Raw genomic sequence first — 8,881 nt, forward strand, 5'->3', positions numbered from 1 at the left:
TGCGGTGACGGCATCACGTTCGACGATTGCCTGCTCGTGCCCGCTCTCAGCGACGTCGTGCCTCGCGACGTCGACACCTCTACGCAACTGACGCGCGAAATCCGCATCAACATTCCCATCGTCTCCGCCGCCATGGACACCGTCACGGAGGCGGCGCTCGCCATCGCGCTCGCCCAGGAAGGCGGCATCGGCATCATCCACAAGAACATGTCCGTCGAGCGCCAGGTTCGCGAGGTCGAAAAGGTCAAACGCAGCGCCAACGGCATCATCACCGATCCCGTGACGCTCAGCCCCAACGAACGCGTCGCCACCGCCCAGCAGGTCATGGAACAGAACAACATCTCCGGCATCCCGATTACGGAGGACGGCCGGCTGGTGGGCATTCTGACGCGCCGGGACCTGAGGTTCCTAGAGGATCGCGAGGCCGCCATCGCCGACGTGATGACCGGCCGGGAGAACCTCGTGACTGCCCCGCCTGAAACGAGCCTGGAAGAGGCCGAACGCATCCTCGTCAGGAATCGCGTCGAGAAATTGCCCCTCGTCGACGACGAGGGCCGGCTCGTCGGCCTGATTACCATCAAGGACATCGACAAACTCCAGCAGTTCGCGTCCGCCTGCCGCGACGACCGGGGGCGCCTCCGCGTCGGCGCTGCCGTCGGCGTCCACGACTACGAGCGGGCCGCCGGACTCGTCGCCAAGGACGTGGACGTGCTCGTGGTGGACACGGCCCATGGTCACTCGGCCAACGTCATCGAGACGGTCAAGACCCTCCGCAAGAAGCACGCCATCCAGTTGATCGCGGGCAACGTCGCGACGGCCGAGGCCGTCGCCGACCTGGCGAAGGCCGGCGTCGATGCCGTCAAGGTGGGCATCGGGCCCGGCTCCATCTGCACGACGCGCGTGGTGAGCGGCGTCGGCGTGCCTCAGATCACCGCCGTCGCCAATTGTGCCCTCCAGGCTGAACGCCACGGGATTCCGGTCATCGCGGACGGCGGCATCCGGCACTCGGGCGACATCACCAAGGCCCTGGCCGCCGGAGCGTCCAGCGTCATGCTCGGCAGCCTCCTGGCGGGGCTCGACGAGGCGCCCGGCGAACTCATCATCTACAAGGGACGCACGTTCAAGGCGTACCGCGGCATGGGGTCCCTCGGCGCCATGGTCCAAGGCTCCGCCGACCGCTACGGCCAAGGCGCCGAAAAGGGCGGCCGCGACAAACTCGTCCCCGAGGGCGTCGAAGGCCGCGTGCCTTACTGCGGACGCCTCGCCGATTTCGTGTACCAGTTGGTCGGCGGCGTCCGGGCCGGCATGGGCTACTGCGGGTGCCGGACGATCCAGATGCTTCGCACGAAGGCGAAGTTCATTCGCATCACCTACGCCGGCGTCATCGAGGGCCACCCGCACGACATCGCCATTACCCAGGAATCGCCCAACTACAGCATCCCGACCGGCCAGATGGAGTTTTAGGCCGATCGGCGCTGCGTGGCGTCGCGCAGGGCTTTGGAGGACGGGACGATGATCGCACGGTCGAGAGGTTGGCTGGCAGCGGTTCTGGCCGTCGGTTTTCTGGTTCCGTTCGCATGGGCGCAGGATGAAGCCCCCGCGGCGCCCGAAGCCGCGGCGACAGAAGCAGCCGACCGCCCGGCGCCCGCGGCCGAGAACGCCCCCGAATCACTCGAAGCGCCGCTCGGTCCGGTTTACGTCCGCCCGTTCGAACCGATGACCGTGACGTTGCTTGGTCTGAAGGAATCTCACGCGCCCATCTATTTCCGGAGTCCCTTGGCCACGCCGTCGCCGACTGACGCGTCCGTGGACCGCTGCCTGCCATTGGCGGCCGGCGCGGCGTTGGCGGATTGGCTGATGTTCACCGGCCGGGCCTTGGCGTTTCCGATCGAGATGATTCTGTGCCCGCCGTGGACGAAGTTTCCCCTCGCGGACTGATCCCCTTCTTAATCCTACAGCGCCACCTGACCCTTTTGCGCGGCGGGTGCGGAGACCCGCCGCGCAAAGTTACGTTGTAGTGTTAATCCTGCCGTCGAAGTCGGCCCGGACGGCCGGGGGGCAAAGCGCCTACATGATCTTATCGCCTTCGAGGGTTCCCGGCGGTTTCTGGACGAGGTTTTTCAAGGCGTTGAATCGCCCTTCGGCCTGTCCGAGGTAGGTGGGGCCGGCCGTCGGCCAGTTGCGGTTCGCGCCTGTCATTTCGCGCATGGCTTGAATGAGCATGGAGAAACTGAACTGGGCCCGCTGCTGGGGTGTCGTCTGGTTTGTCAACTGGACGAAGGCGTCCATGGTCTGGCTGACGTTCTGGTTGAAGACGGTCTGGTTCGGTTCGGCGCGGGCGCGCTGGATGGCGGCCAGCGCGGAGTCCGCCACGGCCAGAACCCGTTGCCGGTAGGCCGGATAGTTCGCAATCAGGTCGCGTGTGGCCTGCTCGAACTCGGCTTGGCTGGTCGGTTTCCACCGGAGCGATTCGCGCGTCCTGGGTTCCGGCACGAGGTAGTGCAGCGCGCCCACGCGGGTGCTGAGGGCTTGCACAAGGTCGCGGTCGGCTTGCCGGCCGGTGGTTCTGAGATAGTTGTCAGCCGTGTCGCAAGCGGGGTAATAAAGGTCGTAGGCCTCCTGAAACTTTCCTTCGTTCTCGAGTTGCCGGCCGCTTGCGAGCGCTTTTTGCGCCCGGTCGCGGGCGCCGGTCACTTCCTGGGCGAGCCAGGAGGAGTGTACGAAGTATATCCCAATGGCCACGATCAGTACGAAGCCGCCAATCCCGCCGAAAACGCCAGCCTTGGCGCCCTGGGAAAGGCGCGTCCACCACGTGGCCCGCGAGCCGCCGAAAACGAGGGGCACGCCTGCCAGGGGGCTCGGACGAGCCTGCGGCGCCACCTGCCGATCGGCGGGGGCAGGCGCCCCGGCGGCCGGCGCCGACGGTTTCGCCGTCAGGACCGTGCGGCAATGGGGACACATCTGCGCATCCACCGGCACGCTCTGGCCGCATCGCTCGCACGGCCGCGTGCTCTGCGTCTTGGCGGCGGCCGGGATCGGCGCCAGTTCCACGCCGCGACCCTTGCCGCTCGGGACCCGGAGGTTCCGTCGGCAGTTCGGGCAGACGATCACGGCGCCGGCACGGTCGGCCTCCGCCACCATGCTTCGCCCACAAGGACATCGGAACACGATCGCCATGGCATCTCACTCCCTGTGGCCATTTTCGTACGGTTGTTCCGGGATTTCAAGCGTTAAGCGCCGGGTTCCTTTTTGGCGGCGTCAGCGTCGGCTTCATCCGTCTTATCGGGTCTCTGCCCGTCGAATCGGCTGCTGTCCACCGGCAGACAGACGATGAACATGGCCCCGTGGCCAGGCTCACTCTCGACGGACACCTCGCCGCCCAGGAGCCCCGTCAATTCTTTTACGATTGATAAGCCCAGTCCCGTGCCGCGATGTCGCCGGGTGTGGCTCGAATCCAGTTGCGTGAACCGGTCGAAGATCCGCAGTTGCTCCTCCCGCGCGATGCCGGGCCCGGTGTCGGCGACGGCAAAGGCGACCCGATCGCCGTCGGCCGGCCGCGCCGTCAGCCGGACCTCCCCCTCCTCGGCGAACTTGATCGCATTCGACAGGAGGTTATGTAGAATCTGCTGGACCTTCGCTCCGTCAGTCACCATGAGCGGCGTCGCGGGGTCCACCTCGTGGCGGAGCGAGAGAGGCTTATCGCCCAGCAGCGGGCGGACCATGTTGGAGGCCGCTTCCACGATGTCCTGAGGCGAAATCTTCTCGCAGCGGACCTGGATCCGACCCGCCTCGATCTTCGCCAGGTCCAGCAGGTCGTTGATCAGTTCCAGCAGCATCCGCCCGCTCGTCAGGATGTTCTGGACGTAGCGGCCGAGTTTCGGATCGTCGGCAACGGCCTTCGACTCGCCCAGCACCTGGGCGAAGCCGAGGATCGAGTTTAACGGAGTGCGGAGTTCGTGGCTCATGGTCGCCAGAAACTTCGTCTTGACCTGGTTCATCTCGAACAGTGCGACGTTCGCCTTCGCCAGTTCGTCGAGTTTGGCGTCGCGCGCGACGCTGGCCTCCCGCAGTTCCGCCTGACTCTTCGCCAGGCGGTCCAGCATGTGGTTCAGCGCGTCCGACAGGGCCTCCAGTTCGTTGCCCGTGTCGATCTCGCTCCGGACCTGAAGGTCGCCCTCGCTGACGCGGTCGGCCACGTCCTTCAGGTGTTGCACCGGCTGCACGACCATGTAGCGGAAAAGGGCGTAGAAGACGGCGACCGAGAAGGCGACGACGAGCATCGCCGCCAGCGCCAGCACCAGCCGGTTCGCCAGGAGCGTGCGGTTTCGTTCGCCGATGTCCAGCCGGATCGCGACGGCCCCGATCGGCTCGCCCGCCTGATAGGTGCTGTGGCACCCGAGGCAATCGGCCGTCGCCCGAAAAGCCTGAACGTACTGAAGCGTGTTGCCGTCCGTGCGCCAATAGCGGCTCTCCTCGGGGTGCCTGAGGAAGACCTGGAGGGATTCCGTTTCGAACTTGCCGAGGCCCGCCGGGACCTCCTTCGGCCGGCCGGGCCCTGCCGGCGCCAGGTGGACCAGTCTGGCGTTTCCCTCGATGGCTGCCACGAACCGGGGGAGTTGCGCGCGGAACTTGTCGTCCGCCGCGAAACGGACGGCGTGAAGGTTCTGGAGGAAAGCGTGGGCCAGCATCCGGGCCCGCTCCGGCTCGCCCGACCGCGCGAGGTTGCCCATCTGCCACCAGGGCCACGACAAGCACGCCACGACAGTGAGCAGAATAAACAGACCGAAGATGATCCGGCCCCGACCTTCAAGCGTGGTTCGCGATCCGGGTCGCTTTGCCATCGGCAGCCTTCATTGCACGCCGTTCAAAGCCCCGGGATGAGCCGAGGCAACGCCTCGGCGAATCCCGGGGATCCTCCCACGTCCCCCTCACAACAATCCGTATTCCTCCAGCTCTTTCTTCAGCGCCTCGGCATGCTCGGGCGAAAGGTCCGTCATCGGCAGCCGCTTCTCGTCCGACTCCAGCAGCCCGACCATCTTCATCGCCGTCTTGACGGGGATCGGGTTGGTTTCGATGAATAGGACGCGGCAGAGGGGAAAGAGCCGCCGGTGGGCCTCCTGGGCCGCCGCCACGTCGCCGGCCAGCATCGCGTCCGTCAGGCGTTTCATGTCCTTCGGCACGAGGTTTCCGACGACGCTGATGACACCCTGGGCGCCGACGGCCATGAGCGGCAGCGTGAGCGAATCGTCGCCCGAGAGCACCACGAGGTCGCACTGCGCGAGAATCTCGCTCGCTTGGTCCATCGAGCCCGTCGCTTCCTTGACGGCGACGATCTGCGGCAACTCCGCCAGCCGTGCCACCGTCGCCGGCGCCAGCGACACCCCTGTGCGCCCCGGAATGTTGTAAAGGACCATCGGCAGGTCCACCGCCTCCGCAATGGCCGCAAAGTGCCGGTACAGCCCTTCCTGGGTCGGTTTGTTGTAGTAGGGGCAGACCTGGAGTGAGCCGTCGGCCCCGACGTCCTTCGCGTACCGGGTAAGGTGAATGGCCTCGGCGGTCGCGTTGCCGCCTGTGCCGGCGACGACCGGAATCCGCCCCGCCGACCGCTCGACCACCGTCTTGACGATCTTCTGGTGCTCAGCAACGTCCACGGTCGGACTTTCGCCGGTCGTTCCGACGGGCACGAGTCCCTCCGTGCCTTGCTCGACGTGCCAATCCACCAGCCGTTCGATTCGCCCGTAGTCCACCTGACCGTTCTTAAACGGTGTCACTAGGGCGACCAGCATTCCGGTGAACATGGTCGGCTCCTCTCGAAGTCCGCTTCGGTGCCTATTTTAGCGTCCGGCGGGGCATTGTCCAGTTTATACAGGTGGCGGAGGTTCGCGACGAACCCCCAAAAATACGGAGCCGGACCGGCCCCGTGCCGATCCGGCTCCCTGCCCGACTGCCAACGTCCTGCGATCCGAACCTCCTATTGAGGGCCCAGCCCCGATGGCTAGAGCCCGAGTTCCTCCATCAAGCGCCGCACGGTCCCCTCGATCCGCTCCGGCGTTTCAAACCGTCCTTCCGCGATGAGTTCGCGCATCTGCTGGACTTTCTCAAACCGGATGTCAGGCATCCGGCTGATTCTCTCCAGGAGGCGCAGCGTCTCCGCCATGTCCGGCGTACTGCCCATCGGTGGGGGCGTCGCCTCACTGTAAGGGGCTTCCTCGGGGATGCTCTGCCTCATCAGTTTCCGGCGGTCTTGGCTCATCTGGCGCTCCCGTTCGTGCCTACGATTCCCGGTTTCGTTCGAGGCGTGGGTCAGCCAACGATGTTCCGGGTGCTGCCTCTTCGGTGCGTCTCGGGATGCGCGTCGCACTGATGCGCGCTCCGTCCATCCTATCGGCGTGCAGAATGGGCGACTTGAGGCACGCGCAGAGACCAGGCGAAAGTGCCTAAGCCATTGTATAATAAAAACTTAGAAAGATTTCTCTTGCCGATTCTTGCGGATTCTCAAAGGAATTTTTTGGCCATGATGCACCCTATCCCTTTCGCCGGTTTTTCTAGATTACCTAGTTTAACATTGGGCCTTCTTGGCTCGTGAAAAACACGGTTTCGCCAATGCCTTGAATCAAGACTGGCGATTCAGTAGGATGGGCCGCCTGGAACCTCGTGCGAGGTGTTCGGATGCGCGTTGGGCAAATGAGCCACCTGACGGTGACCGCAGCCGCGCTGCTGGTCTTCCTGGCGACTGGTGTGGCTTCGGCCGCAGGTGCCGGGTGGCCCGTGAGCAAGCAGGGCGGCGATCTGGTCGTCGAGACCCCCCACTACCGCGTCCGGACGGATCTCGGGCCCGCCGTGGGCCAGACCGCGGCAAGCCACCAGGAAGCCCTCTATGCCGAACTCTATCGCCGCATGGGCAACATCAAAAAGCCCAAAGCCATTCAGCGGTTCGAGGTCCTGGTCCTTTCCACCCCGGAGCGGTACCTCCGCGAGATGGGCGATGCCGCCAAGGGATCGCGCGGCATCTTCATGTCCGGACGCGACGTCCTGGCCTGCTGGGGATCCGCCAATGAACTGGACCTTGTCCTCTCGACGCTGCGGCACGAGGGGACGCATCAGTTCGTCGCCCACTTTATCGGCCACGAATGCCCCATGTGGCTGAACGAGGGTCTGGCCACCTTTTTCGAGCAGGGCGAGTTTCTGCGGGGCGGGCTTGAGGTCGGACAGGTGGTGCCTTGGCGCGTCGCAGCCCTTCGCCGGGCCATCGAGAAAGGCCAACTCGTCCCCGTTGGCCGCATGCTCGTCCTCACGAACCAGGAATGGCTCGGGGCCGTCCATTCCGGCAGCGCCACGGCCTCCCTTCAATACCACGAGGCCTGGGCCATGGTCCACTTCCTGGCCTTCGGCGGGAACCAGAAGTACCGTGCCGCCTTCCTCCAATTCATCTACTACATCACCCGGGGCGAGGACGGGACGCGGTCCTGGGAGAAAACCTTCGGCGCGAACTACCAGGCCTTCGAGGACCGCTGGCGCGAGTATGTCGAAGCCCTTCAGCCCGATGCCCAACTGGATTGCAAGTCGCATCTGAGGGGGCTCGGCCTCCTGCTCCTGCGGGTGGCGGACAAGACCGATGTCGTCGAGGACATGGCGACCTTCCGCCAGGCGGCCATCGAGGGCCGGCTCGGCAAATGGACCTTGACATCCAGCGACGGCGCCCTCGTTTCGAGCGACGACCGTGACAAAGTCGCCGCCCTCTTCAAGTGCCCCCAGGACAAGCGCCCCGACGCCGACACCAGTTACGAACTGGTCCCCGACCCGGCCGGGGGAACCCCCGTCGTGCGGTGCCGGCACCACGCCGGCATCGTCCTGGAAACTCAGTATGTGAAAGACCCCGAGAGCGGTAGAATGGACGTCACGGTGGTGGCCCGCCCGGCCGCATCGGTCCGGTGACGGTCCCCCCGGCGAGGAGAAGGCCATGATAGACGGTGTGAAAGTGACGCCGCTGAACCCCATTCCCGACGAGCGCGGACGCCTCATGGAAATCTTCCGCTCCGACGAACCGGACTTCGAGAAGTTCGGCCAGGTGTATCTGACGACCGCCTATCCCGGCGTCGTCAAGGCCTGGCACTACCACAAGAAGCAGACCGACAACTTCGTCTGCGTCCAGGGCATGATGAAGGTCGTCCTCTACGACGCCCGCGAAGGTTCGCCCACCCGCGGCGAAGTCAACGAGTTCTTCATGGGCGTCTGGAACCCGGTGCGCCTGCGAATCCCCAAGGGCGTTTACCACGGCTTCAAGTGCATTTCCTCCGGCGAGGCGATCATCATCAACACGCCCACGGAACCCTACAACCGGAAGGAACCCGATGAGTACCGCCTGCCCGCCCACACCGACGAGATTCCCTACGCCTGGTCCCGCGAGGACCGATAGACAATGCGGATTGCGGATTGAAAAGCGCGCCGAGGTTTAACTTATGCGCGGCGGCGATTGTGGATAACTTTTTGGCGCGAGTTTTGGGGGGTATTTTTGGGCGATTTTTTGGAACCCACCGGCCCTGGCGCTAGCGTCCGGGCGGTTTTTTCACTGCACGGGACCCGAATGTTAAGATGGGCTAGCGCGGATTTAGTGCTTTTTTCGACTTTTTTCACGTTTTTGGTGCGGTTTTTACCGGTTTTTGTGCACTATTGCGGATTTCGGATTTCGGATTGGGGATTGAACGGCGAAAGGCAACCCGGCTTCGTCCCGGCGCGCCGGGACTACGCCGTGGCAGGCGGGGGGGAATCCTTCGATCCCGGCCCCAACCCCAAAGGGCAGGCGGGGCGAGCGCGTCGGGACTCAGGGCAGGCTTCGGGGGTCGGGACAGGCAGCAGGATGGGGGCAGGAAATCGCCGTGTC

8 protein-coding genes are annotated in these 8,881 nt (G+C 64.9%); 4 read left to right on the plus strand and 4 right to left on the minus strand.

Annotated features, from left to right (window positions below):
- Nucleotides 1-1,464 (plus strand): IMP dehydrogenase (guaB, locus tag NTX40_04840; protein MCX5648409.1); only part of this gene is annotated, 1,464 nt, incomplete at its 5' end.
- Nucleotides 1,465-1,512: 48 nt separating this feature from the next.
- A complete protein-coding gene (locus NTX40_04845) occupies nt 1,513-1,938 on the plus strand; it encodes a hypothetical protein (protein ID MCX5648410.1) in 426 nt (141 codons plus the stop codon).
- Between the two features lie 129 nt (nt 1,939-2,067).
- Here NTX40_04845 and NTX40_04850 read toward each other — a convergent pair whose 3' ends face one another.
- From NTX40_04850 to NTX40_04865, 4 genes are all read right to left on the minus strand, one after another.
- Complete coding sequence (locus tag NTX40_04850) at nt 2,068-3,177, minus strand: zinc ribbon domain-containing protein (protein MCX5648411.1); 1,110 nt, start codon at nt 3,175-3,177, stop codon at nt 2,068-2,070.
- A gap of 53 nt (nt 3,178-3,230) precedes the next feature.
- Complete coding sequence (locus tag NTX40_04855) at nt 3,231-4,841, minus strand: ATP-binding protein (protein MCX5648412.1); 1,611 nt, start codon at nt 4,839-4,841, stop codon at nt 3,231-3,233.
- A gap of 87 nt (nt 4,842-4,928) precedes the next feature.
- Complete coding sequence (dapA, locus tag NTX40_04860) at nt 4,929-5,798, minus strand: 4-hydroxy-tetrahydrodipicolinate synthase (GenBank protein MCX5648413.1); 870 nt, start codon at nt 5,796-5,798, stop codon at nt 4,929-4,931.
- Nucleotides 5,799-5,995: 197 nt separating this feature from the next.
- A complete protein-coding gene (locus NTX40_04865) occupies nt 5,996-6,253 on the minus strand; it encodes a flagellar biosynthesis anti-sigma factor FlgM (protein ID MCX5648414.1) in 258 nt (85 codons plus the stop codon).
- A gap of 416 nt (nt 6,254-6,669) precedes the next feature.
- Between NTX40_04865 and NTX40_04870 the strand changes: the two genes are divergently transcribed.
- Both NTX40_04870 and NTX40_04875 read left to right on the plus strand, forming a co-directional pair.
- A complete protein-coding gene (locus NTX40_04870; GenBank protein MCX5648415.1) occupies nt 6,670-7,935 on the plus strand; it encodes a DUF1570 domain-containing protein in 1,266 nt (421 codons plus the stop codon).
- Between the two features lie 25 nt (nt 7,936-7,960).
- Nucleotides 7,961-8,416 carry a dTDP-4-dehydrorhamnose 3,5-epimerase family protein gene (locus NTX40_04875; protein ID MCX5648416.1) on the plus strand — a complete coding sequence of 152 codons (456 nt, stop codon included), beginning with the start codon at nt 7,961-7,963 and terminating at the stop codon, nt 8,414-8,416.
- Nucleotides 8,417-8,881 lie beyond the last annotated feature (465 nt).

The organism is Planctomycetota bacterium (assembly GCA_026387035.1).
Classification (GTDB): domain Bacteria; phylum Planctomycetota; class Phycisphaerae; order FEN-1346; family FEN-1346; genus JAPLMM01.

What these genes read in the sequence shown, in the direction of transcription:
- dapA (MCX5648413.1), bottom strand. Translation starts at nt 5,798, where the DNA reads ATGTTCACCGGAATGCTGGTCGCCCTAGTGACACCGTTTAAGAACGGT.
- NTX40_04870 (MCX5648415.1), top strand. Translation starts at nt 6,670, where the DNA reads ATGCGCGTTGGGCAAATGAGCCACCTGACGGTGACCGCAGCCGCGCTG.
- NTX40_04855 (MCX5648412.1), bottom strand. Translation starts at nt 4,841, where the DNA reads ATGGCAAAGCGACCCGGATCGCGAACCACGCTTGAAGGTCGGGGCCGG.
- NTX40_04845 (MCX5648410.1), top strand. Translation starts at nt 1,513, where the DNA reads ATGATCGCACGGTCGAGAGGTTGGCTGGCAGCGGTTCTGGCCGTCGGT.
- NTX40_04875 (MCX5648416.1), top strand. Translation starts at nt 7,961, where the DNA reads ATGATAGACGGTGTGAAAGTGACGCCGCTGAACCCCATTCCCGACGAG.
- NTX40_04850 (MCX5648411.1), bottom strand. Translation starts at nt 3,177, where the DNA reads ATGGCGATCGTGTTCCGATGTCCTTGTGGGCGAAGCATGGTGGCGGAG.
- NTX40_04865 (MCX5648414.1), bottom strand. Translation starts at nt 6,253, where the DNA reads ATGAGCCAAGACCGCCGGAAACTGATGAGGCAGAGCATCCCCGAGGAA.